Source organism: Marinimicrobium sp. UBA4509 (assembly GCF_002388575.1).
GTDB classification, from domain to species: Bacteria; Pseudomonadota; Gammaproteobacteria; order Pseudomonadales; family Cellvibrionaceae; genus Marinimicrobium; species Marinimicrobium koreense.
Genome location: NZ_DGMV01000060.1, coordinates 131,478 through 158,346, shown reverse-complemented (window position 1 = coordinate 158,346; position 26,869 = coordinate 131,478). Strand labels below are relative to the sequence as shown.

16 protein-coding genes and 1 tRNA gene are annotated in these 26,869 nt (G+C 59.2%); 11 read left to right on the top strand and 6 right to left on the bottom strand.

The window, feature by feature from the left end:
- The coding region (locus tag B3520_RS11995; protein ID WP_286876132.1) for a sodium-dependent transporter at nucleotides 1–977 on the bottom strand (977 nt) is incomplete at its 3' end.
- A 126-nt stretch (nucleotides 978–1,103) separates the two neighbouring features.
- Between B3520_RS11995 and lpdA the strand changes: the two genes are divergently transcribed.
- Nucleotides 1,104–2,525: a dihydrolipoyl dehydrogenase gene (gene lpdA / locus B3520_RS11990; protein ID WP_123639053.1), complete on the top strand. Its 1,422-nt coding sequence runs from the start codon at nucleotides 1,104–1,106 to the stop codon at nucleotides 2,523–2,525.
- A gap of 82 nt (nucleotides 2,526–2,607) precedes the next feature.
- Here the strand turns inward: lpdA and B3520_RS11985 are convergent, their stop codons facing one another.
- The 4 genes from B3520_RS11985 to B3520_RS11970 form a co-directional block, all read right to left on the bottom strand.
- Nucleotides 2,608–3,546, bottom strand: coding sequence for a glycoside hydrolase family 43 protein (locus B3520_RS11985; protein WP_246004454.1), 939 nt, complete (start codon nucleotides 3,544–3,546; stop codon nucleotides 2,608–2,610).
- A 127-nt stretch (nucleotides 3,547–3,673) separates the two neighbouring features.
- Complete coding sequence (gene manD / locus B3520_RS11980) at nucleotides 3,674–4,882, bottom strand: D-mannonate dehydratase ManD (RefSeq protein WP_286876129.1); 1,209 nt, start codon at nucleotides 4,880–4,882, stop codon at nucleotides 3,674–3,676.
- 35 nt (nucleotides 4,883–4,917) lie between these two features.
- A complete protein-coding gene (locus tag B3520_RS11975; RefSeq protein WP_286806069.1) occupies nucleotides 4,918–7,791 on the bottom strand; it encodes a glycosyl hydrolase 115 family protein in 2,874 nt (957 codons plus the stop codon).
- Between the two features lie 290 nt (nucleotides 7,792–8,081).
- Entirely contained in the window at nucleotides 8,082–8,819 is a 738-nt protein-coding gene (locus B3520_RS11970; protein WP_024462366.1) for an NUDIX hydrolase, read from the bottom strand.
- 405 nt (nucleotides 8,820–9,224) lie between these two features.
- Here B3520_RS11970 and B3520_RS11965 point away from each other — a divergent pair, with 405 nt between their 5' ends.
- The 5 genes from B3520_RS11965 (at nucleotide 9,225) to B3520_RS11945 (ending at nucleotide 18,566) form a co-directional block, all read left to right on the top strand.
- Complete coding sequence (locus B3520_RS11965; protein ID WP_246004439.1) at nucleotides 9,225–12,611, top strand: TonB-dependent receptor; 3,387 nt, start codon at nucleotides 9,225–9,227, stop codon at nucleotides 12,609–12,611.
- 129 nt (nucleotides 12,612–12,740) lie between these two features.
- Nucleotides 12,741–14,273, top strand: coding sequence for a tryptophan halogenase family protein (locus tag B3520_RS11960; protein WP_286806066.1), 1,533 nt, complete (start codon nucleotides 12,741–12,743; stop codon nucleotides 14,271–14,273).
- Complete coding sequence (locus tag B3520_RS11955; protein WP_286806064.1) at nucleotides 14,266–15,708, top strand: tryptophan 7-halogenase; 1,443 nt, start codon at nucleotides 14,266–14,268, stop codon at nucleotides 15,706–15,708. The genes B3520_RS11960 and B3520_RS11955 overlap by 8 nt, the downstream gene beginning before the upstream one ends.
- 18 nt (nucleotides 15,709–15,726) lie before the next feature.
- The gene (locus B3520_RS11950; RefSeq protein ID WP_286806062.1) at nucleotides 15,727–17,241 is read left to right on the top strand and encodes a tryptophan halogenase family protein; all 1,515 of its coding nucleotides are present in this window, start codon (nucleotides 15,727–15,729) and stop codon (nucleotides 17,239–17,241) included.
- A 128-nt stretch (nucleotides 17,242–17,369) separates the two neighbouring features.
- On the top strand, nucleotides 17,370–18,566 hold the full coding sequence (locus B3520_RS11945; protein ID WP_286806060.1) for a hypothetical protein: 1,197 nt from the start codon (nucleotides 17,370–17,372) through the stop codon (nucleotides 18,564–18,566).
- A 200-nt stretch (nucleotides 18,567–18,766) separates the two neighbouring features.
- Here the strand turns inward: B3520_RS11945 and B3520_RS11940 are convergent.
- A tRNA-Leu gene (locus tag B3520_RS11940) sits at nucleotides 18,767–18,853 on the bottom strand.
- Nucleotides 18,854–19,153: 300 nt separating this feature from the next.
- Between B3520_RS11940 and rnr the strand changes: the two genes are divergently transcribed.
- The 5 genes from rnr (at nucleotide 19,154) to araA (ending at nucleotide 26,842) form a co-directional block, all read left to right on the top strand.
- Nucleotides 19,154–21,712: a ribonuclease R gene (gene rnr, locus B3520_RS11935; protein WP_286806058.1), complete on the top strand. Its 2,559-nt coding sequence runs from the start codon at nucleotides 19,154–19,156 to the stop codon at nucleotides 21,710–21,712.
- A gap of 108 nt (nucleotides 21,713–21,820) precedes the next feature.
- On the top strand, nucleotides 21,821–22,564 hold the full coding sequence (gene rlmB / locus B3520_RS11930; RefSeq protein ID WP_286806056.1) for a 23S rRNA (guanosine(2251)-2'-O)-methyltransferase RlmB: 744 nt from the start codon (nucleotides 21,821–21,823) through the stop codon (nucleotides 22,562–22,564).
- A 378-nt stretch (nucleotides 22,565–22,942) separates the two neighbouring features.
- Nucleotides 22,943–24,610, top strand: a complete 1,668-nt coding sequence (locus B3520_RS11925) for a ribulokinase (protein WP_286806054.1) — start codon at nucleotides 22,943–22,945, stop codon at nucleotides 24,608–24,610.
- On the top strand, nucleotides 24,607–25,299 hold the full coding sequence (araD, locus tag B3520_RS11920) for an L-ribulose-5-phosphate 4-epimerase AraD (protein ID WP_265367162.1): 693 nt from the start codon (nucleotides 24,607–24,609) through the stop codon (nucleotides 25,297–25,299). Before B3520_RS11925 ends, araD begins: the two co-directional genes overlap by 4 nt.
- A 40-nt stretch (nucleotides 25,300–25,339) precedes the next feature.
- Nucleotides 25,340–26,842 (top strand): L-arabinose isomerase, encoded by a 1,503-nt coding sequence (gene araA / locus B3520_RS11915; protein ID WP_024462380.1) that lies wholly within the window; start codon nucleotides 25,340–25,342, stop codon nucleotides 26,840–26,842.
- Nucleotides 26,843–26,869: the final 27 nt, after the last annotated feature.

The following is a 26,869-nucleotide window of genomic DNA, read 5'->3' as shown; positions in this document are numbered from 1 at the left end:
GCGATGCTCATCAGGGCAAAGAAGGCGATGCTCAGCCAGGTACCGGCCCCGCCCATGTTCGCGAACAGGCTGGGAAGCACCTGAAAAATCAGACCGGGCCCGGCGAGCAGTTCGCCGTTATCGCCGTAGATGACGATGCCCTGGTGTTGGGCGACGTACATGGCGGGCAGAATCAGCAGCCCGGCGGTGAAGGCGATGCTGATGTCCAGCAGGGTGACGGCGGCGCCCATGCGCGGCAGGCTGTCGTCTTTGCGCAGGTAGGAGCCGTAGATCAGCATGGTGCCCACGCCCAGCGAGAGCGAGAAGAACGCCTGGCCCATGGCGCTGAGCAGCAGGCCGGGGTCCGCCAGTTGGCGGAAGTCGGGGATCAGGTAGGTTTTCAGGCCATCGGTGGCGCCGGGTTGCACCAGAACGTAGAGAATCAGCCCGAGCAGAATGATAAACAGCAGAGGCATCAGTCGGGTGGACCAGGCTTCGATGCCATCTTCCACGCCTTTGGCGATGATGGCCACGGTAAAAGCGGTGAAGATGCCGCACACCAGCAGGTTGCGGACTAGGCTATCGCCGCCCAGCCATTGTTCGGCGCCGCTCCAACCGATCAGGTGCGCCACGGGTTTGCCGAACTCCGCCAGCATCCACCCGGCGACGATGGCGTAAAAGCTCAGAATCAGCCCGGCAATCAGCACGCCATAGTAGCCCACGGCGCGGCCGAGGTGCTTGGTGAGGGGGCGCTCGCCGAGTTGGTCCAGGGCGGTGACGATATTGGCGCGGGCGTGGCGGCCGATCACCAGTTCGGCCATCAGGGCCGGGTAGGCGAGCAGGAAGGCGAGCACGAGGTAGGCCAGCACAAAGGCGCCCCCGCCGTTGCTGGCGGCCTGGGTGGGAAAACCCCATATATTGCCCAGCCCCACCGCGGAGCCGGAGGCGGCCATCAGAAAGCCGATTTTGGAGGAAAATTGTCCGCGGGGTTCGCTCATGCCGTGGCCTTTGTCCTGGGCGCGTTTATGGTTGTTTCGGGCTGTCGGGGGCCAGTTTATTGGCTTTTGGGTCCAGAGTCATTAGTATCAGGGGCTGCATCGAACCGACAACAGGAGACAGTTCCCGTGGCAGACACTCTGAAGACACAGGTTTTGGTATTGGGTGGCGGCGTAGGCGGCTACTCGGCGGCCTTCCGGGCGGCGGATTTGGGAATGGACGCGGTCCTGGTGGAACGCTACCCCAGCCTGGGCGGCGTGTGCCTGAATGTGGGCTGTATTCCCTCCAAGGCGATGTTGCACGTCGCCCAGGTGATCAATGAGGGCACCCACGGCAAGGACATCGGCGTGACCTTCTCCAAGCCCAAGATTGATCTGGATGAGATCCGCAAGTTCAAAGAAGGCGTGGTGGGTAAACTCACCCAGGGCGTGGCCGGTATGGCCAAGCAGCGCAAGGTACAGGTGGTGCAGGGCGTGGGCGAGTTTGTAAGCGACCACAAACTGAAAGTCACCCACGATGGCAAGACCACTGAGGTGGAGTTTGAGAATGCGATTATCGCCGCCGGTTCCCAGCCGGTGAAGCTGCCCTTCATTCCCCATGACGACCCGCGGGTGTGGGATTCCACCGACGCGCTGGAGCTGCCCGAGGTGCCCAAAAAGCTGCTGGTGGTCGGGGGAGGCATTATCGGTCTGGAAATGGCAACGGTGTACAAAGCCCTCGGCAGTACCGTGGATGTGGTGGAGTTCGCCGATCAGCTGATTCCGGCGGCGGACAAAGACCTGATGCAGGTGTACAGCAAGTACAACAAGGACAACTTCAATGTGATGCTGTCCACCAAGGTTACCGATGTGAAGGCCAACAAGACGGCCCTTAAGGTGAGCTTTGAGGGTAAGAACGCGCCGGACAAGGACCAGAACTACGATGCCATTCTGGTGGCGGTGGGCCGCGCGCCCAACGGCAAGAAAATTGGCGCCGACAAGGCGGGCGTTGAAGTGGATGAGCGCGGCTTTATCCACACCAACGAGAAGCTGCAGACGAATGTGCCGCACATTTACGCCATTGGCGACATCATTGGCCAGCCGATGCTGGCGCATAAGGCCAGCCACGAGGGCCATGCCGCCGCCGAGGTGATTGCCGGCCACCATATTGTGGAACCGCGCTGCATTCCCTCCATTGCCTATACCGATCCGGAAGTGGCCTGGGTGGGCCTGACCGAGAAAGAGGCGAAGGAGCAGGGCGTCGAGTATCGCACGGCGGTGTTCCCCTGGGCGGCCAGTGGTCGGGCCCTGGGTGCCGGCCGCAGTGAAGGTAAAACCAAGCTGATTTATCGCAAGGAAAACGATCAGCTGTTGGGCGCCGGTATTGTCGGGTTGAATGCCGGGGAGTTGCTGGGTGAGTTGAGCCTGGCGCTGGAGTTCGGCGCCTCGGCCGAAGATCTGGCGATGACGGTGCACGCGCATCCGACCTTGCACGAGACGGTGGGCCTGGCCGGGGAGTTGGCGGCCGGAACCATTACCGATTTGCCGAATCCGTTGGCCAAGAAGAAGTAGGTCGGATTAGGCCGCAGGCCGTAATCCGACGCTGGGTGCGGGATGTCGGGTTACGCGCTGCGCGCTAACCCGACCTACGAGACTACTTTTCAAACGCACTCACAGTCTGGATGCTGCCGTCTTCGTTGTGAATCAACTCGGCCATCTTGATGTTGCGCAGGTGCGTCTCACCGCCCGAGATTTCACAGTCGTGGTAGAACAGGTAGTACTTCCCGTCCTTCTCCACCACTGAGTGGTGGTTGGTCCAACCGAGCACCGGCTCCAGCATGATGCCCTTGTAGGTGAAAGGCCCATAGGGGCTGTCACCCGTGGCATAGGCGATGCAGTGAGTGTCGCCGGTGCTATAGGAGAAGTAGTAAGTGTCCTTGAATTTATGTACCCAGGGGCCTTCAAAATAGCGTCGGGCGTTATCGCCGGTTTTCAGCGGTTCGCCGTTTTCATCCAGCAGCAGAATATCCCGTGGCTCTTCGGCGAACTCGAGCATATCGTCGCGCAGCTTGGCGATTTTCGGGCACAGGGCCGGCTCGTCGTCGGCGGGGTACTGGTCCTGCTGGCTGAAGGTGCCGTTGACCCAGCGCTGCAACTGGCCGCCCCAGATGCCGCCCCAGTACAGGTAGTAGTCGTCACCGTCTTTGTACACGGCGGGGTCGATACTGAAGCTGCCTTTGATGGCTTCGGGCTGCGGCTCAAAGGGGCCTTCCGGGCGATCGCCAACGGCAACACCCAGACGGAACACATCGTCCGGATCTTTGGCGGGGAAGTAGAAGTAATACTTGCCGTCCTTCTCAGTGCAGTCCGGCGCCCACATCTGACGGGCCGCCCAGGGGACGTCGTTTACCGACAGCGCCAGGCCGTGGTCGGTCACCTCCCCGAAGGGCTTGTCCATGGAGAACACATGGTAGTCCTCCATGCAGAAGTGTGAGCCGTCATCATTGAATGGCACCCCGCCCTCCACATCGTGAGACGGGTAGATGTAGATTTTTCCCTCGAACACATGGGCCGACGGGTCAGCGGTGTACATGTGCGTCACCAGTGGCGCCGAGGAGAACTTCTGCTGAGATTTGGGGTTGGTGTCGGTCACGTGATATCTCTCTTTTTGGTCAATCATCTATTGAGTCAAACGTCGAACGGAACGGCGCCGGGCTGAGTTACCAGTGCCACAGCGTTCCGTCTTCCAGTCGGTTAACGGGGAGGCTGGCCCGCTTGTAGGGGTACTTCGCCGCCTCGACTTCGTCGATGTCCACGCCGTGGCCAGGAGTCTCTCCCGGCGTGAAAAAGCCGTCTTCGAATTGGTAGGCGCGGGTGAACACAGACTCCATCAGCTCGCTGTGGGGCATGTGCTCCTGTACGCCGAAATTGGGCACCCAGTAATCGAAGTGCAGGGCCGCGCCCATGCACACCGGAGACAGATCGGTCGCTCCGTGGCTGCCGGTACGCACACCCCAGAGGCTGGCAAAGTCGGCAATACGGCGCATCTGGGTAATCCCGCCGGCGTGAACCACGCTGGTGCGGATGTAGTCGATCAGTTGGTTTTGGATCAGCTCGCGGCAATCGTGAATGCTGTTGAAGATTTCGCCCACCGCCAGGGGGGTGGTGGTGTGCTGGCGGATCAGCTTGAACACGTCCTGGTTCTCTGCCGGTACCGCGTCCTCCAGCCAGAACAGGTGGTAGGGCTCCAGCTCTTTACCCAAGCGCGCGGCTTCGATCGGCGTCAGACGGTGGTGCACGTCGTGCAGCAGGTGCAGGTCCGGGCCAAATTCGCGGCGGATTTCCTCAGACACCCGGGGAATGAAGTTCAGGTACTTGTGCGTGGACCAGCTCTCTTCCGAGGGCAGATCGGCATCGGCGGGCTCGTAGGCCTTTCCGCCCTTGGGCACGCCGTAAATCTTGTCGATGCCGGGAATGCCGCACTGCACGCGAATCGCCTGATAGCCCTGTTTGCGGGCTTTTTCAACGGCGGCCAATGTCGCTTCAATGTCCTCGCCATTGGCGTGGGTGTAAGTCATGATGCGGTCGCGGCTGCGGCCACCCAGGAGCTGGTACAGGGGCATATTGGCCGCTTTGGCTTTGATGTCCCACAGGGCGACGTCCACACCCGCCAGCGCCGTCATGCCCACGGGACCGCGACGCCAGTAGGGGCCGCGATAGACAAACTGCCAGATGTCTTCAATGCGTTGGGCATCGCGGCCGATCAGGGCGGGCAGCACGTAGTCTTCCAGGTAAGAGACCACGGATTTCTCCCGGCCGTTCAGGGTCGCATCTCCAATGCCGTAGAGGCCGTCTTCGGTCGTGATTTTCACCGTCACGAAGTTGCGGCCCGGGCACGTCAGTATGACTTTGGCGTCGGTAATCTTCATAGTGTCATGCTCATTCGTTGTCGTCCTTTGCGCGCTCAGCGGCGTTCGCTCTGCGGTGGCCCCAGGTAGCTGGGTTTCAGACCACCGGTGTCAATCATCAACTTCTGTAGCGTGACCGCCGGGTCGACCCGATAGATCCGGAGGGTGTGCAGCCCCGGCTCGCGGATTGTGTGGGTGCTCACCGAGCGACGCACACCGTCACTGACGGCGGTTTCCCAGGCTTCGCTGCTCAGGTCTTCCAGGATGTCCACGACCTGGGGCTCGGCGTCATCAAAGGCGATGGCATAGCGCAGGCCGCGCCCCGGCACCAGGTTCAGGCTGGGGGCAAACAGCCCGTGTACGTCAAATTCACCGGTGCTGAAGAAGTAAATGTCGTACTCAACATAAGGGCTTTCGGCCGGATCTTCAAACTCTGTGTCCGAAATCGGGAAGGTACTGATCGACGATTGGGTGCGCCCGTGCTGCGGAATCACCTCCCAGCGGTGCCCACTCCGGTCCTGTTTACGATGGAAGTTCCCGGCTTCAATGCTGACGTAGCCATTGGTTTCGACGAAGCCTTTCACCTGTCTGGCCACGCGGGGGGCGGGTTTGAAGGTTTCCACCTGCACGCGGGCGCCGCCCCAGCCGGTGCCCTTCACAAATACGTGACCCTGGTGGGAGCCGGCCGGTGCCTGATCCCAGTCGATACTGACCTCCAGGGTGACCAGCTCGTTCACGGTGCCTTCGCGCTGGCTGACCTGAATCCACTCATCACTGGGTTCGGCGCTGAAGTCGAACGGTGCGGTGCCTTTGTTGAACACCTCAATCCGGTAGCTTTTCGTGCCATAGGGGCTGAAGGTGGGCAGGGTGTAGGCGCCGGGTACCGGCCAGGCCTTCTCCATGCCTTCCACGGCCACGCCCATGTCGGGTTTGCTGTGGGGCTGGTAGTCGTAGATCAGCGGCGCGGTGTTCTCCGGCGGGTTGTTCCAGTGGGTGTAGCCAATGCGCGGCTGGGACATCATATGATTCCACTTACCGTCACTGATCTCGGTGTGGTAATGATCCTCCAGCTCGGCATCGTGGCGGAAGCGCTCCCGGGCCCGTTCCCCGTAGTCATTGGCGTTGGCCCGACCCTGCTCGGCAAACAACTGGTTGCGGGCCTGGTCGATATACATGCGGGTGACGTTGGCGCTGGCGCGTACCAGGTGGCGCACCAACTGATCAAAGGCATCGCGCCGAGCCTCTGGCAACTGCGCATAAATGGCGTTGGCCTGCTCGGTGAGTGTGGCCAACTCCTGCTCGATACGTTCGGCTTCACGATAGTTCAACAGGCTGTAGGTATCGGCACTCTGTTGCTCCGGTTTGCGGCGGCCATTGTGCCGGGTGTAGCCAGTCACCAGCTCGGCAATGGGCTCGGCGAACTCGGCGCCGAATTCCCGCTCGGCCCACAGGCGTCCGAATTCCGGCAGGCGCTCGCGGTTCCAGTACTCCGGGTCCCAGGCCATGCGCAGGAAAAATTCGGTGGGGTATTCCATGGGCTTGATGTCGCCCACGTTGACGATCCAGATGCGGTCGGCTTCGTACTCCCAGGCCAGATTCATCTGTTCCCAGACTTTGGCGATCGGGGTCACGTTGATCCAGCGATAGGAGCGGGGCCCGCCCACATAATCGAAGTGGTAGTACACACCGGCGCCGCCACTGCGGTCGCGTTCTTCCGGGGTCGGCAGACGGCGGATGTTGCCCCAGTTATCGTCCGCCCACAGCAGGGTGACGTCGTCGGGTACCCGCATGCCTTTTTCGTAGAAGTACTGAACCTCTTTATAGAGTGTCCAGACCTGGGGAACGTCTTCAATGGGGCGATCGTCAAACACGTTTTTCAGAATCTCGCGCTGGTCGTCGACAATACGCTCCAGCAGTTCGATATTCTGGCCTTCACTCATGGGGGTGTCGGCCTGGCCGCGCATGCCCAGGGTGTAGACGCTTTCGTAGGGTTTGTTGCGCTCGGCGCCATCCACCCAGAACTCGTACAGGTTGTCCGGGTTGGTGGAGTATTCCCAGGCGCCTTCGCCGTAGCGGTTCCACTCTTTGTCGGCGCGCATCATCGGCTCGTGATGGGAGGTGCTCATCACAATGCCGTACTCGTCCGCCAGAATCATGTTCTGCTCATCGTCGTCGGCAAAGGCGTTGTTCCACATGGCGGGCCAGAGGAAGTTGCCTTTCAGGCGCAGAATCAGCTCGAACACGTGTTCGTAGAAGTCGTGGTTGTAGTCGCCGTAGTTTTCCTGCACCCAGCTGGTCAGGGCGGGGGCCTCATCATTGATGAAGATGCCCCGGTACTTCACCTTGGGCTGGTCCTGCAGGTTCAGATGACCATCGATGTAAAGGTGGTCGTGTTGCTGTGCGGGTACATCGGCGAACCAGTACCAGGGAGACACCCCGATTTCCTCGGACACATCGTAGGTACCGTAGATGGCGCCGCGCTTGTTGGCTCCGGCAATCACCAGCGCCTTGTCCAGGCCGGGCAGGGGGTTTTCCACCACTTCCATATGGTAGGCATCCCACTCGCCCTCAATAGGGGAGACATCCAGCTTACCGGCCTCAACCAGCTGTTGAATCAGGGAACTGCCGCTGAGGGTGCCGATGATCACCCCATGGCTGCCGAGCCCTTCGGTGCTGCGCACAATCTGGGGCTGCTTTCCCGTCACCCGCTGGATGTCGGCTTGAAGATCGCGCACCGCGCGGCGAACGCCGGGATCATCATTGGGATCGACGTAGAGATTGGCGATGTGTTCCTTGCCGACCAGGCTCAGGGCGCCGGCCGACGGGCTGTGGCTGACGTAGTCCGGGCCTTCCAGTGCGAGAGTCGGTGCAGCGGTCCCGGCCAGTAAACCTGAGACAAGTGCGCCTGTCAGTAGGCGGGAAAACGGCATAGTAGGAAACACCCGTTGGTCAATGCGGATGAACCGCATATTATCTTCTAGTCAAACAAACAATAAGATTAAAGGACTGAGCAATGGATTACAAGGGGGAGGAAAAAATCTTCAAGGGTGAAAACTCGGGGAAAGCTTTTGGGGCTGGAAGTGGCAGATGCCTGGCACTCCGGAACGTCGGATCGATTCACCCTACATAACGCTTGGTGCCGTATTTGACATAGGGAGGATCGGTCCGACGTCTCGGAGGCCTCGGACCGTCACCCACCGATGCCCGGGATTCGGGGTTATCAAAACTCGAACGAAAACCCTTTATCGGTCAGGCGCTCATAGGCCGCCGAATCGAACCGGTACAGGTTTGCCGCCCGGTGCGGTACGCCTTTCTGCTTTTCGTTGCAGGGTGCCAGCAGGTTCATCTTCATCATCTTGCGGCGGAAGTTGGGCTTGTCCAGCTTGACGTCCAGGATGGCCTCGTACAGCTCCTGCAGTTGCAGCAGGGTGAACTTCTCCGGCAGCAGGTTGAAGCCGATGGGCTCGTGGCAGACTTTGTGGCGCAGGAAGTTCAGGCCGTGATCGACGATCTCGGAGTGGTCGTAAATCAACTCGGGCAGGTCCTTGGCGTCGAACCACATGGCGTCGGACGTATTCCGGCCTGCCACCAGGGTGTAGTTTTCGGCGCTTACCAGGGCGTAGTAGGCAATGGTGACCACCCGCTCGTTGGGGAAGCGGTCCACCCGACCGAAGGTTTTCAACTGTTCCAGGTAGAGGTCGCGCACCCCGGTCAGCTCTTCCAGCAGGCGGGCGGCGGCGTCGCGCAGATTCTCATTCTGTTTGATAAACCCACCGGGAAGTGCCCACTTGCCTTTGCCTGGGCCCACATTGTGCTTGACCAGCATGATTTTGAGCTGGCCGTGATCCAGGCCGAAAATCAGGTTGTCGATGGAAAGCCCCGGAAGAACGTTGTCCGGCTCGTTCAGGGGTTCGACTCGGCTGTGTGGTCGCGTAGTAGATGGATTGTTGTTGGCCACAGTACACATCCCGATTGGTGGTTAGTAAATAGTAGTGATTTTGCGCAAATCTTCCTGAAACCTTCTAGGAACGGTCCGCTATCCGCTCAGAACCGGAGGGGGTAGCGGGTGCCGCGATTATAGCGATGCAAGGCATAAAGGTCGAGTGTTGGTCCGTATTGTATGACAAAACGGCGTATCAGGCAGTATTCAAGGCTGAGAGACAGGTCTCATAAAGGGAGGTTACAGATGCCACATTTTCGTCTAATTTACTATTTGACTATTAGTTGAACATGGTGCACTATCGATATAGTGGTCTGAATGACTATTACAGAATAATCAGGTAAGTGTTTGCAGGCAGTTGAGTTCCTCTGGGCGCGCTGCCGGTCGATACTGTGTTACATAATAACAACGGGGTAAAGCGCTATGGTTTATCGCGACAACGTTAAGAAAGGCATCACCTTCAAAAAGTCGATGCTTGCCATGTGTGTTATGGCAATGGGTTCACCCTCTTTGGCGCAAAACGCGTCTGAAGAGTCTCCTCTCCTAGAAGAAATCGTCGTCAGCGGCGTTCGCCAGAACCTGGAAAACGCCCAGGACATCAAACGCAACGCAGACACTTTTGTCGATGCCATTTCCGCAGAAGACATCGGCTCACTGCCTGACCGCAGCGTGCTCGAAGCCATGCAGCGTATGCCCGGCGTATCGATTGAGCGCTTCCAGGCCCCGGATGACCCGGATCACTTCGGTGTTGAAGGCAGTGGCGCGGTAATTCGCGGTATGAGTGCCACCCGAAGCGAGTTCAACGGTCGCGACTCCTTTACCGCCAACTCCGGTCGTGGCCTGAACTTCCAGGACGTGCCGCCGGAACTGATGGCCGGTGTTGACCTGTACAAAAACCAGTCTGCCGACATGATTGAAGGTGGTATTGGTGGTACGGTCAGTCTGAAAACCCGTAAACCCTTCGATCAGGATGGCCAGATGATCGCCTTTACCGGCGATGTCTCCTATGGCGATATGGCCGAAGAGGCCTCCCCCACGGTATCCGCGCTGTACAGCAACCGCTGGATGACGGAGGACCTGGGTGAGTTCGGCCTTCTGGTGAACGCTTCCTACTCCGAGCTGATCGGTACCTCCCACGGTATCCAGAGTGATGCCTTCGTGAAGTACCAGGCAGCCACCCTGGGAGCGCCCGAGAGCGTTGCCATGGAAGATGGCCAAGTGTGGATGACCAACGGTTCGAACTTCTTCACCAAAGAAGATGACCGGGTCCGTCAGGGCTTTGCCGCTGCCGTTCAGTGGGCCAGCCCCGATGAAACCCTGGAAGCGACCGCCGAGTTCCTGCGCTCCGACGCCCGTCTGAGCTGGAAAGAGAATGCCGTTAAATACCAGGGTGGCTACGGTGAAGAGAATGACGATGGCACCGTGAGCGAGAGCCGTCGTGCCCGTCCGTACCCTGGCACCGAGTTTGCGTTCGACAGCGACAGCATCTTTGAATCCGGCTATATCACCGACGGTGGTGGCTGGCGCGGCGGTGAAGGCCGTGTACCCCGCGGCTGGGAAGGTGAAGGCGATGCGCCGGAAGGCTATGCCACCACCAACGATTACTTCGGTCAGAAGTTCCAGGCCGATACCCGCTACAAAGACACCCGCACCATCGTGGACGATCTGAGCTTCAACGTGAAGTGGACTCCGAGCGACGCGTGGGAATTCGAGGGTGATTTACAGTTTGTCGATGCCACCACCGAAGATGACGACCTGCAGGTTGCTAGCGGCCTGTACGCGCTGCAGAACTTCAGCCTGCTGGGTGATACGCCTCGCCTGGCCATTGTTGAACCCTGGGATGGTCGTCGCGACGCCAATCCTGAGTGGTACGACACCGATTTCCCGGGTTTCTCCAACGACCCGGCAGGCGACAGCAACTACTTCCAGGATCTGGATTCCTACTGGCTGCGTTCGGCCATGGACCACTACGAGCGCTCCGAGGGTGAATCCCGGGCTGCCCGGTTCGACATGACCCACTACCTCGACAATGGCGATTTCTTCCGCTCTGTCAAGGCCGGTGTGCGCTATGCCGAGCGTAACCAGATCGTTCGTAGCACCTCCTATAACTGGGGTCACATCGGTGCCGAGTGGGCGCCGAACGGTGGCGAAGGTGCGCTGTGGTTGTCCGAGCTCGACCCGGAAATCCGCGACGATTTTGAATATGTCGACTGGTCCGACTTCCACCGCGGTGACGTAGTGGCTATCCCCGGTGACGGCTTCATCTTCCCCTCCGAACAGTTGTTGAAAGACGTCATCGCCGGTCGTACTCTGCCCCAGAACAACCCGGGCGCCGAGGGTGTCTGGGAGCCGTATGCCACTCGTGATGAGGTGATTCCGGGCACTTATTTTGCTCCGGCAGAAGTTTATGACACCACCGAAACCAACAAAGCGGCTTATGTTCGTCTGGACTTCGGTTCCGATGCGTCTGCTGTACGCTACAGCGGTAACATCGGTCTGCGCTATGTTGAGCTGACCCGCGATGCGGCCGGTTCGGTGCAGTTCCCTGACCTGATTGGTCAGCCGTATCCGGATGGTGCGCCAACCGATCTGACCGACCGCGGCGCCATCCGCAAGTGGGCGGAAGATCAGGTGGGACCGTTCGATCCGGCGCTGTTTGAGTCGGAGCAGGACTGGCTGGATGAAGTCAACACTCTGTTGTCCTACTCTCGCGATGCCAACAACTGGTTGAGCGATACCGAGAAAGCCTTCGGTAACGACTACGATGAAAACGAGCTGGGTGAAACCGCTGAATGGGACGGTGTACTGCCAAGCTTCAACTTGAAGGTTGAGCTGACCGACGATCTGATCAGCCGCTTTGCCGTGTCCAAGGCTATTGCGCTGCCGGATATGTCGGAAGTGCGTAACCAGGCTGTGTTGGGTGCTCGTGGCTTGAACACCACCCGTGTGCCGATCGATGAAGACGCCCCGGTTGAACCCGGACCCGAAGACAGCGGTACCGACATCCTGTCAGTCGGCGATGTCGTCTGGACCGGTAACGGTGGTAACCCGGCGCTGCAGCCCATGGAGTCCATTCAGTGGGATGCCTCTCTGGAGTGGTACTTCGCACCGGTCGGTTCGTTGACTGCCAGTATCTTCTATAAAGATCTCAAGAACTTCTTTATCGAAGGTGCGCTGCCGAGAACCTTCACCAACCCGAGCACCGGAACGACTCAGACGGTTGAGTTCACCACCACCCGCAACGGTGAGGAAGGTAAGCTGCAGGGTATCGAGCTGGCTTACCAGCAGTTCTACGACATGCTGCCAGAACCGTTTGATGGCTTTGGTATCCAGGCGAACTATACCTACATCGACTCCGAAGGTATTCCGAACTTCTCTGGCAGCGGTATCGCCACCGAAGCGGACCCGGAAGATAACCCGACGCCGCAGCCTGGTCTGGAAGCATTCGATCCGGCGGCCTTGTCTGGTCTTCCCCTGCGTGGCCAGTCTGAGCACACCGCCAACCTCGTAGCGATGTATGAGAAGGGCGATTGGTCGGCGCGCCTGGCTTACAACTGGCGCTCCAAGTATCTGGTGACCACTCGTGACGTGATCAGTGGCCAGCCGATCTGGAACAACGACGCGGGCTTCCTGGATGGCTCGGTGACTTACCAGCTGACCGATGAAATCTCCATCGGCCTGCAGGGTACCAACCTGGCCAACACCCAGACGGAAACCCTGATGACACTGGATGGTGAAGGTCGCGAGACCGGCCGCTCCTGGTTCGTCAATGACCGTCGTGTGGCTCTGACCGTGAAAGCCGTGTTCTAAACACACGGCTGGACCCGGGCCAAGAAAGGCGCAACCTTAATCGGTTGCGCCTTTTTTTATGGTTTGCTCAGGCTCTGCTGAGTCGGGATAATGCCGGTATTGAATAATAATCGCAGTGAGGCAATCAGCATGACGGTAGGACCCCAGCGTATTGTCATCGTGGGCGGCGGCACGGCGGGCTGGATGAGTGCGGCGGCATTGGCACGGTTGCTACCCTCCCGGGTAAGCCTGCAACTGATTGAGTCCGAGCAGATCGGCACCGTCGGTGTCGGTGAGGCTACGATTCCACACATCCGCTATTTCAACGCGTTGTTGGGCATTGATGAGCGCGAGTTCATTCGCGCCACTCAGGCGACCTACAAGCTGGCCATTGAATTTGTTGGCTGGGGACGCGAGACCAGCCGTTACCTGCATCCCTTCAGTGCGTTTGGTGGTGATATCGACGGCATCGACTTCCATCATTACTGGTTGCGCACCCGGGATGAGTGGCCCGAGCTTAACCTGGATGCGTTTTCTCTGGCGGCACAGGCCGCCCGGCTCGGCCGTTTTGCGCCGCCGCCCGAGCACTCTGAATTCGGCTATGGTTATGCGTTCCATCTGGATGCTTCCCGCTACGCAGGGTATCTGCGTGCGTATGCGGAGCAGCGTGGTGTTACCCGCACCGAAGGTCGGATACAGTCGGTTATTCCGCGCGAGTCTGATGGTGGTGTTGCGGCGCTCACTCTGGAGTCCGGAGAGCGCATCGAGGGTGATCTGTTTATTGACTGCTCCGGCTTTCGTTCGCTGTTACTGGGGCAGACACTGGGTGTGCCATTCAACAGCTGGAAGCACTGGCTCCCCTGTGACCGGGCCGTGGCGATCGCCAGTGGTGCGCTTTCAGAGCCGCCATCGTTCACGCGCTCGACGGCTACCACCACCGGGTGGCAATGGCGTATCCCTTTGCAGGAGCGGACCGGTAATGGCCAGGTATACGACAGTCGGTCCATCAGTGACGATGAGGCTTGCGCCCAATTGATTGGCTCGCTCAATGGCGCACCTCAGAGCGACCCCAACCTGATTCGCTTTGAGGCGGGGGCGAGGGCGCGCAGTTGGGATAAAAACGTCATTGCCATTGGGCTATCCAGCGGCTTTCTGGAACCGTTGGAGTCCACCAGTATCTACCTGATTCAAATGGCCATTTTCAAACTGGTGGAATTCTTCCCCAATAGCGAAAGTGGCGCGGTGGGGCGCGAGGCGTTCAACCGCTGGATGAGTCTGGAGTATGAGCGGGTTCGGGACTTCATCATTCTGCACTATCACCTCAATCAACGCGAAGACTCGGAATTCTGGCAGGACTGTGCCCACATGTCGGTACCCGAGGGGCTGCAGCGCAAAATCGCCCTGTTCAAGGAGTCCGCGACAATCGAGTTTTACGATCAGGGATTGTTTGCGCCCCCCAGTTGGCTCGCCGTTTATCTGGGGCAGGGACTGAATCCCGAGGCGATTGACCCTCGGGTCGCCCAGCAACCGGTTGCCTCGCTCAAGGGGCCGCTGGAGCAGTTGGCGAACCACCTGAATCGCACTGCCCAGGCCCTGCCTCTGCATCGGGAGGTGTTGGCCCGTGGAGGTGTTGCACCCAGTGCGGCGGCTCCCATGAGTCTATACGGAGGCCGCTATGGATAAAGCCAACCTGGAGCACCTTGTGGTCGTGGGTAACGGACTGGTCGCCGCCGGGACGGTGGTGACACTGGCACGGTTTCTCTCCCGCTATGGCGCTCGTGTGACCTGGATTCGCACGGGCGAAGACGATGTTTCACCCGTGGAAGTCGCTCAGCCGCCTTTTCTGGAGTGGCTGGCGATGGTCGGGTTGCCGGAACGGGACCTGATGGTTCGCGCCCAGGGACTGTTTTCTCTCGGAGTCTTGGGGCAGGGGACCAAGGGCGAATTCTTCATGCCCTATGGCCGCCATGGAATCCCGGCCGCGCCGGCCAGTTTCGAGCATGAGTTTTTCCGGGCCTACGCCCCGGACAAGCAGGCCCGTTTTAATGAGCATTTCCTGGCTACCCAGGCGGCGCGACGGGGGCGGTTTGATTTCCCGGTCAATGATCCTCGCTCGGTCAAATCCACGCTGCGCTACGGGATGACCCTCGACAAACGCGCAATGGGAGCGCTGTTGGCCGAGTATGCGGACTCTCTGGGCGTGTCTGCGGTACGCTGCACCCGGTTGAGCGTCGAAGCGGATCCGCAGTTCGGCATTCAGCGTTTACGCCTGGATGATGACGAGTCGGTGCAGGGCGATTTTTACCTGGACGCGACGGGCGACGAGGCGTTACTGATTGGGCAGGGTTTGGGCGTGCCATTTGAGGAGGCGTCCGCTCTGTGGTCGCACCACTGGGTGGGCCGGGGTGGAACAACCTTGGACTGGATGCCCTACAGTACATTGACTCAACAGGTTTGGGGCTGGCAGCGCGCGGCAGATACTCAGCAAAGCGGGGTCGTGGAGCGATGGGTATCGCCGGGTGAGGCTGCCGAGCAAGCCACAGCAAAAATGCAATCCCAAGACTGCGATTGGGTGAAATATCCGCTGCAGTGGGGGCAGCGCGAAACGCCCTGGCGGCATAACTGCCTGGCCCTGGGCCGGGCGGCGGGACAGCCCGGGGAACTGCTCTGTTCGGAGTGGCATCGTGCCTGTCAGTCACTCCTGCTATGGCTTGAGCTGTTGCCGGATGCGGCCGGTCGGCCCGCGCTTCGTAGCGAGTTCAATCGACGGGACCGGGCGCTGTTTGAAAGCTGGCGGGAACTGCACGAATTGCTGATCCTCGCTGATGACCCCCGATCAGAGGCGGTGACCGAATCGCTGCGCTGGCGCCTTCAGGTGTTTGAATCCTTTGGCCGGCTCTGGCACCGGGATCAGGAGCCCCTGCCGGATGAAACCCAGTTGGCATTGCTGATCGGGCTGGGCTGGCGTTCCGCCTCGGCGGACAATCTGCTTGCGGAGGCGTCGGCGGACGACTTGCGGCGCAAGCATCAACGTATCTATGACACACTGGTATCGGCGGCCGAACGCATGCCGACCCTGAAACAGGTGATTCAACACCACTGCCCGGCAGTTGTGTGATTGACAGAGGTAATGACGATGGACAACCGTGTTCGTAAAGTGATGATCGTCGGTGGTGGCACCGCCGGCTGGATGGCCGCAGCGGCAATGGCCAAGGTTCTGAAGAACCAGTACTGCGACATCCAATTGGTGGAGTCGGACTCGATCGGCACGGTCGGCGTAGGGGAGGCTACCATCCCCCAGATTCAGCTGTTCAACCAGATGCTCGGCCTGGATGAGAATGAATTCATCCGACGCACCCAGGGAACCTTCAAGTTGGGGATTCAGTTCGTCAACTGGGGGCACATTGGCGAGCGTTATCTTCATGCGTTTGGTGAAGTCGGCAAGGATATGGAGGGAGTGCAGTTTTACCACTACTGGCTAAAACTGTTCCAGGCCGGCGAAGCCCCCAATATCGACGCCTACACGCTGAACTGTCAGGCGGTCGAACAGGGGCGGTTCATGCGTCCGGTGGATGCGGGGAATTCGCCCTTATCCCGTATTGCCTATGCATTTCACTTTGATGCGGCCCGCTACGCCATGTTCCTGCGAGACTATGCCATGGAGCGCGGAGTGCGTCGTCGGGAAGGCAAAATCGAGCGGGTATCGCTCCGTCCGGGTGACGGGTTTATCGAATCAATTACCCTGGATGACGGTGAAACCCTGGAAGCCGATCTGTTTATCGATTGCTCCGGCTTCAGGGGGCTGCTGATCGAGCAGGCACTGAAAACAGGCTACGAGGAGTGGTCGCGCTGGCTGCCCTGCGATCGCGCGGTGGCCGTCCCCTGCGCTAAAGTGGCGGAGCCGGTGCCCTATACTCGCTCCACCGCTCATTCGGCGGGCTGGCAGTGGCGAATTCCCCTGCAGCATCGCACCGGCAACGGCCATGTTTATTGCAGTCAATTTATCAGTGACGATGAAGCGGCGGATACCCTGTTGAAGAACCTGGATGGTGAGCCGCTGGCGGATCCGAAGTTCATTCGCTTCACCACCGGAAAACGCTTGAAATTCTGGAATAAAAACTGTGTGGCACTGGGGCTGGCCAGTGGTTTTATGGAGCCGTTGGAGTCCACCAGCATTCATCTGGTGCAGTCCGGGATCGCCAAATTGATGAGCCTGTTTCCAAACCGGAATTTTGATCAGGAAGATATCGACGAATACAACCGCCAGGTGGATTTCGAATATACCCGCATCCGGGACTTCCTGATCGCCCACTATCACGTAACCCAGCGCGACGACTCCGAGTTCTGGAATTACTGTCGGACCATGGATGTACCCGATACCCTGAAACAGAAAATGAATCACTATCGGAAAAACGGTCGCATCTTCCGCACCAATGAAGAACTGTTCAACGAGACCAGTTGGCTGGAGGTGATGCACGGTCAGGGCCTGAAGGCGGAAGGCTACCACCCGATTGTAGATACTCTGTCGAAAGATGAAATTGCCCGACGCCTGGAGAGTATTCGCAATGTGATCAACAAATCCGTGGAGTATATGCCGAAGCACTCAGAATTCATCGCCAAACACTGCGCAGCGCCCGCCAACACCGAGTAGGTCGGATTCGCCCCGCAGGGGCGTAATCCGACAAACTCTACCAAGCGGCCCGTTCCCCGTAGGTCGGATTAGGCCATCGGCCGTAATCCGACAACTTTTAATCTCACCAAGAACAGCAAAAGGCCAGCATGAAATCTCTCGCTCCCCTTTCCATATTATTTGTCACTCTATTGGCCCCGGCGGCCCACGCCCAATTCGTCGATCACTTCGAGGGCAATGAAATACACCCCGACTGGCAGTACTTCACCGGCGACGGTGACGCGCGCCTGAACTTTGTCCCGCTCGACGGCCATGCACGCATGGAAGTCGATGCCACCGATGATCAGCACAACGTCTGGTGGTCCATCATCAAACGCAATGTCGCACCGCATCTGGATATGGAGAAACTCGCCAGCCCCGACTACGAGCTGCGCATTGAGGCGCGTATCCGCGTCAGTGATGCGCCGCGGCGGGTAAACTTCATGATCAATACCCAACGCACCACGGATTTTCATCAACACCTGCGGGAATACGACATTCCCAATACCACCGAGTGGCACACCATCAGTATGACCACTGAAGGGTTGGATGCCGTGCCGGGCGACGACCTGAATGTCCAGCTCAGCGCCACTGACTGGGGCCTCGGCCAGTACCATGTGGACGTGGACTACTACCGTGCAGACGTAGTGCGGGCGGCCGATGCCGAGGCGGATGTGGGAGAACCGCTGGTGTACCATCCGCCCATCCCGGCACTGGATACCTTCACCCAGCATCGCCCCGCTGATCACGACGTTGTCCTGAACCGGGATTACCCGATGGTCAACTTTGATGGTTGGCATACAGAGGAGAAAGGAACGAAGGTCCCCGTGTTGACGGTCAGCGCCGACCAGTGGGTGTTGCTGCGCTGGGATCTGTCGGCATTAAATAACGCTGAAGCCGACGGGGCGGGCGTATTGGAGCTTACCACCCAGTCGGTGCAGAAGGGAGGGAACTACGTCGCCGCCTATGAGGAAGACCTGGGCGTCGAGTTCGATAAAATCCGGGTGTTCGAAGTCATGGGCGGCCCGGAGCAATGGGATCAGAAAGAACTCACCTTTCAGGGGTTCGCGCGCGAAGAACCGTTGGAGACCCTGGTCAACGGCCAGATGGTGTTTGACGTAGAGCCGGCCGCGGAGCGCGGAGGAAAAACCCACATAACCCTGTCACGACCAGTCATGCAGCGTCTGCTGGATGGCACCACCAAGGGGCTGCTGATCCGTCCGCTCGGCGCTTTGGAGGCCACCTTCTACGACAGTCAGGCGGACGACCCGAAACGGGCCCCCACCTTGTACTTCAACCTGCAGTAAGTACTGTCGGCGCATTGTCGGATTACGCCCCTGCGGGGCTAATCCGACCTACTCGTAGAATGAAAACCACCCAGCAGCCCAGTAGGTCGGATTAGGCCAGCGGCCGTAATCCGACAGTCACACAGCACGCGGAGAACTAGAGGACCTTGGTCCTCGAGTGGGCATAAAAAAACCGAGCCATTTGGCTCGGTTCTTTAATGTGGTGCCCAGGAGAGGACTTGAACCTCCACGACCGTAAGGTCACTAGCACCTGAAGCTAGCGTGTCTACCAATTTCACCACCTGGGCAGGTGATTCGCTCGGCGTGTCATCAGCCGAGGACGCGCACTATAATGTCGAATATGGGCCTTGTCAACGGTTCGGATGTCAGGAAATTAAATTTTTTTGGACTAAACTGAACTCATCCATGGGTTTATGGGCCTAACTGGCCTATAATGTCGGCAAACAGTCAACCAATTGCCCCCAAAAGGGCTCTTTCTGCGCCTACCTCGGCCTTGAAACCTCTCAGGCTTCCGTCCATATCATCCGTAGGCGACTTACTATTGGCCCTCACAAGGGGCATTCATTTTCCGTTACAGGATATCCGTTTTGAGCAAAGAGAAACACCCGAAGCACGACCCCTACGCTGAGCGAGAAGCACAGAAATACGATAACCCCGTGCCCAGCCGCGAATTTATTCTGCAATTGTTGGAAGACGCCCCGGGCCCGGTGACGCACCCGGAAGTCTGCGAGATGCTCGACCTTCGCGACGAGGACCAGGTTGAGGCCGTACGCCGGCGCCTGATCGCCATGGCCCGCGACGGGCAGCTGGTCAGCAACCGCCGCGGCGCCTTCGCCCGGCTGGACAAAATTGATGTAATCCGTGGCCGCGTCCAGGGTCATAAAGATGGCTACGGCTTTGTGATTCCCGCCAAGGGCGGCAATGACCTCTATTTACACAACCGTCAGATGCGCCGGGTGTTCGATGGCGACGAAGTACTGGTCCGTGTCACTGGCTCCTACCGGGGCAAGGATGAGGCTGCGATTGTTGAAGTCCTCTCGCGCAACACGGAACAGCTGGCCGGTCGCCTCTTTCGCGAGGACGGGGTGCAGTTCGTTTCGCCGGAAAATCAGCGAATTACCCACGACATTCTGATTCCGCCCGGCGCCGAAGGTGATGCCAAGTCCGGTCAGATCGTGGTGGTGGCCATTACCCAGCAGCCGGACAAGAAACGCCCGGCGACCGGTATGGTCATTCAGGTGCTGGGTGACCATATGGCACCCGGGATGGAGATCGAGCTGGCCATCCAGTCTCACGGCATTCCCAGCGAGTGGCCCGCCGAGGCGCTGAGCGAAGCCGAAGCGCTGTCCGACACCGTGCAGGAAAAAGACAAGCAACACCGGGTCGATATTCGCCACCTGCCGTTTGTCACCATTGATGGCGCCGACGCCCGGGACTTTGACGACGCGGTGCTGTGTGAGAAGCGCAAAGGCGGCGGCTGGCGTCTGTCCGTCGCGATTGCCGATGTGTCCCATTACGTTCCTTGCAACAGCGCGCTGGATGTCGAGGGGCGCAAACGTGGCAACTCGGTGTATTTCCCGGACTATGTGGTGCCCATGCTGCCAGAGGCCATCTCCAACGGCCTGTGCTCCCTGAACCCGAAGGTCGACCGCCTGTGCATGGTGTGCGAGATGAATCTCGACGCCGAGGGCAAGATCACCAGCTACAAGTTCTTCGAAGGCGTCATGCACTCCCATGCGCGGCTGACCTACGACCAGGTGTGGGACATTCTTCAGGCCGATGGCGATGATGAGCATCCGCTGCGCCAGGAGTTCAAGGAAGTGCTGCCGCAACTGCACAGCCTGCATAAGCTCTACAAGGTCCTGCGCAAGGCTCGGGATGAGCGCGGTGCCATCGACTTTGAAACCGTTGAAACCCAGATCGTCTTCAACGAAGACCGCAAAATCGACCGGATTGTCCCGGTTCAGCGCAACGATGCGCACAAGCTGATCGAAGAGTGCATGCTGTGCGCCAACGTGTGCACCGCGCGCTTTCTGGAGAAGCACCAGATCACCTGTCTGTACCGGGTGCACCAGGGGCCGACCGAAGAGAAGCTCGCCAACTTGCGCGAGTTTCTGGGCGAGCTGGGTCTTGGCCTCGGTGGCGGCGCAGACCCGAGTTCGGCCGATTTCCAGGCACTGATGCAACAGATTCAGGGCCGCTCGGACAGCCATCTCATTCAGATGGTCATGCTGCGCACCCTGCGCCAGGCGGTCTATCAGGTGGACAACGAAGGTCACTTCGGTCTCGGCTTCGATGCCTACACCCACTTTACCTCACCGATCCGTCGCTACCCGGACCTGCTGGTTCACCGGGCCATCCGGTCTGTCATCCGCAGCGACCGCCAAACCGCCAATGTCGCGCGGGTCGAAGGTGCCAAGCCGCTGTCCCGCAAAGAGATCTACCCCTATGAAACCGGGGATGTGGTTGCTCTGGGCGAGCACTGCTCCATGACCGAGCGGCGCGCGGACGAAGCCACCCGGGATGTGGCCAGCTGGCTCAAGTGCGAATTCCTGCAAGATCATGTCGGCGAGGTGTTCGACGGCGTGGTGGCCTCGGTGGTCGGTTTTGGCTTGTTTGTCGAGTTGAAGGATCTGTACGTCGAAGGGTTGGTCCATATCACGGCACTGCCGCACGACTACTACCGGTTCGAGCCCGCCCAGCACCGACTGGTGGGCGATCGCACCCGCAAGGTGTTCAGCCTGGGTGATGAGCTCCGGGTGCGAGTGGTGCAGGTCGATCTGGACAGTCGCAAAATTGATTTTGAAATGGAGTCGGTCACCGCGACCCGTCGAGGCAAGGGCAAAACCAATGCCCGTCCTCCCGCCGCTGATGGGCGGGATGCCGTCCCCAAAAAGTCGGGCAAGGGCAAAGGCCGTGGCCGCTCGCGGGGTGGCAACGACGAGCGTGGCCCGTCCCGTTCATCCAAACGAGGTTCATCCGGACAACGTCATGGTAAACAGGAAAGTCAGAAAACTGCGCATTCGAAGAAAACTGGAACAGTTCGATCGGAGAAAGCGACTCAACCGACTGAGAGCCGGTCTCTACTTGCGTCGGCGGCAGCTGGCTTTAAAAAAGCGCTGGCTAAGTTTACGAAGAAGAGATAACCACTGGTTTGAAAACCTGTGCAGCCTTCGCCAGAGGGCGTTGAGTCGGGCCGGCGGCAGTAATGACCGGCCCGGTGATTGATCGAAGATTCAGAGCCGGAACCATCTGTGAGTAAGAGTGAAATCGTCTTTGGCCTGCACTCGGTGCAGGCGCTGTTGAAAAGTGCCCCGCAGCGGGTGTTGGAGCTGTACTGCCTGCAAGGGCGCGGCGACCAGCGTCTGCAGAAAATCCTGAAACTGGCCGAGGCGCAAGGCGTGTCGGTTCAGCCGATGGGGCGGGGCAAGCTGGATGCCCTGGCCGAAGGTGAAAACCACCAGGGCATAGTGGCGAACTGTCGGCCCGGGCAGGTCCACGATGAAGGCTTTCTGTTTCAGCGGTTGAGTGAGCTGGACCACCCGCCGCTGCTGCTGGTGCTCGATGGTGTGACGGACCCCCATAACCTGGGGGCCTGCATGCGTACCGCCGAAGCGGCCGGGGTGGATGCGGTGATCGCGCCCAAAGACAAGTCGGCCGGCCTCAACCCGGTGGCCCGCAAGGTGGCCTGTGGTGCGGCGGAGGTTCTACCCTTTGTGCCGGTGACCAATCTGGCCCGCACCCTCAAAAAACTCCAGGAATCCGGCATCTGGCTGGTGGGCGCGGCGGGTGAAGCGAGTGCGTCCGTCTATCAGAGTGATCTGAAAGGCCCAATCGCCCTGATCATGGGGGCTGAGGGGGAGGGGCTGCGTCGCCTGACCCGGGAAACCTGCGATTTTCTGATCAATATTCCCATGGCGGGCACAGTCAGCAGTCTGAACGTCTCGGTCGCCACCGGGGTCTGTCTGTTTGAGGCGGTGCGCCAGAGGGCTCGGTAGCGATCTGTTATCCTTTTTTGGTCATATGATTTTTAAGACTATAAGGCGCCTATTTAGGCGCCTTTTTCGTTTTATAGGGCCAAAAATCTTGAAAACAACAACTTTAGACGGGGCTGCTACCGGTTTTTGGCTTGATGTTGCGCGTCTACGGCCTTATATTATATTACTTATAAAGTCATTCCTCGGTCGAGTGAGTAGGGCGCTCACGGGGTGCCGCGTGGTGTTGGTCGTTCCCTGGTCGGGTGGCTGCAATGCCAGCATCTTGGTCGCCAGAGCCCACGAAAAACATTGACAGAAACACGGTTTCGCATATTATAATACAAAACAGATTGGTAACTGATGCACACTCCTGTGCTGCAAATAAAAGGTAATGGTTCTATGACGTCTTATGCACTGGGCCTGGATTATGGCTCCGACTCGGTTCGCGCACTGTTGGTGGACACCGCCAATGGACAGGAAGTTGCCACCACCGTGGTGCCTTACAAGCGCTGGAACCAGGGGCTTTACTCCGAACCGGCCAAAAACCAGTTCCGCCAGCACCCGCTGGATTATCTGGAAGGGGTTGAGCAAGCCGTACAGGGCCTTTGGGAAGAGGCGCCGGCCGGCGCGGCGCAGCAGGTAGTGGGTATCAGCTTTGATACAACCGGTTCCACACCGGTCCCGGTGGACAGCGAAGGCGTCGCGCTGGCGCTGAAGCCTGAGTTCGCCGAAAACCCGAACGCCATGTTCGTGCTGTGGAAAGACCACACTGCGATCAAAGAAGCCCAGGCCATTACCGCAGCGGCCGAAAAGTCCGAGCCCAATTACCTCAAGTATGAAGGTGGTATCTACTCCTCCGAATGGTTCTGGGCCAAGGCCTGGCACGTCATGAAAGCAGATCCCGCCGTCGCCGAGGCCGCGTACAGCTGGGTCGAGCACTGTGACTGGATGCCCGCGATACTGACCGGCACCACCCATCCGAGCAAATTCCGTGCGGGTCGCTGCGCGGCGGGTCACAAAGTGATGTGGCACGAAAGCTGGGGTGGCTATCCCCCCAACGACTTCTTTACCGGGCTGGACCCGGTGCTGGACGGGCTGCGTGATCGCCTGCCCGCTGAGACCTTTACCTCCGCCGAAACCGTGGGCCCCCTGACCGAAGAGTGGGCCGACAAGCTGGGCCTGCCGGCGGGCATCCCGGTCGGCTTTGGCGCCTTTGATTGCCACATGGGCGCAGTGGCGGCCAACGTCAAACCCGGCGTGCTGACCAAGGTGATGGGTACCTCTACCTGTGATATTACCGTCGCGACCTATGAAGATATTGGCGATAAATGCATTCGCGGTATCTGCGGTCAGGTGGACGGCTCAGTGATTCCCGGCCTGGTGGGCCTGGAGGCCGGTCAATCCGCCTTTGGTGACCTCTATGCCTGGTTCCGCAACCTGATCAACTGGCCGGTGCAGACCCTGTTGGCCAGCAGCGACTCTCTTGATAAGGCCACGCGCACAAAACTCGCCGAAGAGCTCGAAGACAAAACCCTCGCCGCCCTGGGCGAGGCCGCCAGCCAGATTCCCGCCGGCGAGACGGGCATTACCGCGCTGGATTGGGTCAATGGCCGCCGCACCCCGGATGCCGATCAGACTCTGACCATGGCCATCGCCGGCTTGAAAATGGGCAGCGAGGCTCCGCAGATTTTCCGTTCCCTGGTGGAGGCCACCGCCTTTGGTGCTCGCGCCATTATTGAACGTTTCAAGTCCGAAGGTGTGGCGATCAACTCTGTGGTGGTGATCGGCGGTATCTCCAAAAAATCCGACTTCATCATGCAGGTCTGTTCGGATGTCTGGAACTGCCAGATCGATGTACTGGAAAGCGAGCAGAGCTGCGCCCTGGGCGCCGCCATTTTTGCCTCCACCATTGCCGGTGTTCATCCGGATGTGGCCGCGGCCCAGAAGGTGATGGCTTCGCCCGTGTGCAAGAGCTACACGCCGAACGCCGATAACGCCGCCGTTTATGATCGTTTGTACCAGAATTACCAGGCGCTGGGCGCCTTTGTGGAAGGAGAGCGCAAATGAGCTACCGCGAACTGAAAGAGCAGGTATTCGAAGCCAATATGGAGCTGCACCACCGCAAGCTGGTGGTGTACACCTGGGGCAACGTATCGCAGATCGATCGTGATAAGGGCGTGGTGGCCATCAAGCCCAGTGGTGTGGCGTACGAAGATATGAAAGTGGACGACATTGTTGTGGTCGACCTCGACAATAATGTAGTGGAAGGCAAGATGCGTCCTTCCTCGGACACCAAAACCCACACCCATCTGTATCGGCACTTCGAGAGCATTGGCGGGGTGACTCACACGCACTCCACCTACGCTACCGCCTGGGCGCAGGCCCAGCAGCCGATTCCCTGCTACGGCACCACCCACGCCGACTACGCCTACGGCGATATTCCGGTGACCGCGGTGATGAGCGATGAGCAGATCAAACGCGACTACGAAGAAGAAACCGGCGTACAGATTACCGACTGTTTCAAAGATCGCAGCCCGGTGGAAACCCCCATGTGCATCATTGCCGGCCACGCGCCCTTCACCTGGGGTAAAGACGCAGCCCAGTCGGTGTATCACGCGGTGATTCTGGAAGAGATGGCCAAAATGGCCTACCTCACCCGCACTTTGCGCCCCGATGTACAGCCTCTCAAGCAGGCCATCATCGACAAGCACTACCTGCGTAAGCATGGCAAGAACGCTTACTACGGTCAGAATTGATTAACCCTTTTCGGCAACTGCCCTATTCAGGATTACAGCTATGAAAATTTACGGTGATAAAGAAATCTGGTTCGTCACGGGTTCCCAGCACCTCTACGGCCCCAAAGTATTGGAGCAGGTCGCGGCGAACAGCCAGCAAATTGCCGACGGGTTGACCGGCTCGGACAAGATTTCCGCAAAAATTGTCGCCCAGCCGACGGTCAAGTCTCCGGACGAGATTCTGGAAGTCTGTCAGCGCGCGAATAACGACAGCAATTGTGTCGGTCTGATTCTGTGGATGCACACCTTCTCTCCGGCCAAGATGTGGATTGCCGGCCTGAAGGCGCTGAACAAGCCCTACATGCACCTGCACACCCAGTTCAACGCCGAGCTGCCCTGGGCCGAAATCAACATGGACTACATGAACCTGCACCAGAGTGCCCACGGTGACCGCGAGTTTGGTTACATTGGCACCCGTCTGCGTCAGGATCGCCGCGTAGTGGTCGGTCACTGGCAGCAGGACCGTGTTCAGCAGGAAATCGACGACTGGTTGCGCGTCGCCATGGGCTGGGCCGAGTCTCAGACTCTGAAAGTGGCCCGCTTCGGCGACAACATGCGTCAGGTGGCGGTGACCGAAGGTGACAAGGTGGCGGCCCAGATTCACTTCGGCTACGAAGTGCATGCCTTTGGTTTGGGTGATCTGGCCGAGGTCGTTGACGCAGTCAGCGATGAAGACGCCAACGCCCTGGTCGATGAGTACCTGCAGACCTACGAAGTGGCGGACGAGGTGCTGAAAGACGAGCACCAGATGGCCATGATCAAAAACGAAGCGCGCCTGGAAATCGGCATGGAGCGTTTTCTGGAAAAAGGCGGCTTCAAGGCCTTTACCAACAACTTTGAAAACCTGACCGGTCTGACCGGCCTGCCCGGTATGGCCACCCAGCGCCTGATGGCCAAAGGCTACGGCTACGGCGGCGAAGGTGACTGGAAAACCGCGGCCATGACCCGGATCGTAAAAGTAATCAGCCAGGGCAAAGAAGGTGGCACTTCCTTTATGGAAGATTACACCTACAACCTGGGCACGCGGGATCAGGTGCTGGGCGCCCACATGCTGGAAATCTGCCCGACCATCGCCGCGCAGAAACCGCGCCTGGAAGTGGCCCTGCACACCATCGGGATTCGCAAGGACATCGCTCGCCTCAAGTTTACCGGCAAGCCCGGCCCGGCCATGAACATCACCACCGTGGACCTGGGTACCCGTTTCCGTATCGTAGTCAACGAGCTGGATACCGTGGCCCCGCCAGCGGACCTGCCCAAGCTGCCGGTCGCTTCGGCCCTGTGGGAGCCTCGCCCGAACCTGGGTATCGCCGGCGCCGCCTGGATTCACGCCGGTGGTGCTCACCACAGCGTGTACAGCCAGGGCGTGACCACCGAGCAGATCATCGACTTCGCCGAAATGGCCGGCGTTGAAGCGGTCGTGATCGACAACGACACCAAAGTGCGCACCTTCAAAGACGAACTGCGCCAGAACGCCGCTTACTACCACCTCAAGCAGGGCGTATAAACGGCGTACCAATCGGCGGGGCCTTAA

Excerpts from the sequence above, each read along its gene's own strand:
- B3520_RS11925 (WP_286806054.1), top strand. The coding sequence starts at position 22,943 with ATGACGTCTTATGCACTGGGCCTGGATTATGGCTCCGACTCGGTTCGC.
- B3520_RS11985 (WP_246004454.1), bottom strand. The coding sequence starts at position 3,546 with ATGTACACCGCTGACCCGTCGGCCCATGTGTTCGAGGGAAAAATCTAC.
- B3520_RS11960 (WP_286806066.1), top strand. The coding sequence starts at position 12,741 with ATGACGGTAGGACCCCAGCGTATTGTCATCGTGGGCGGCGGCACGGCG.
- araA (WP_024462380.1), top strand. The coding sequence starts at position 25,340 with ATGAAAATTTACGGTGATAAAGAAATCTGGTTCGTCACGGGTTCCCAG.
- B3520_RS11955 (WP_286806064.1), top strand. The coding sequence starts at position 14,266 with ATGGATAAAGCCAACCTGGAGCACCTTGTGGTCGTGGGTAACGGACTG.
- B3520_RS11965 (WP_246004439.1), top strand. The coding sequence starts at position 9,225 with ATGGTTTATCGCGACAACGTTAAGAAAGGCATCACCTTCAAAAAGTCG.
- manD (WP_286876129.1), bottom strand. The coding sequence starts at position 4,882 with ATGAAGATTACCGACGCCAAAGTCATACTGACGTGCCCGGGCCGCAAC.
- B3520_RS11975 (WP_286806069.1), bottom strand. The coding sequence starts at position 7,791 with ATGCCGTTTTCCCGCCTACTGACAGGCGCACTTGTCTCAGGTTTACTG.
- araD (WP_265367162.1), top strand. The coding sequence starts at position 24,607 with ATGAGCTACCGCGAACTGAAAGAGCAGGTATTCGAAGCCAATATGGAG.
- B3520_RS11945 (WP_286806060.1), top strand. The coding sequence starts at position 17,370 with ATGAAATCTCTCGCTCCCCTTTCCATATTATTTGTCACTCTATTGGCC.
- B3520_RS11950 (WP_286806062.1), top strand. The coding sequence starts at position 15,727 with ATGGACAACCGTGTTCGTAAAGTGATGATCGTCGGTGGTGGCACCGCC.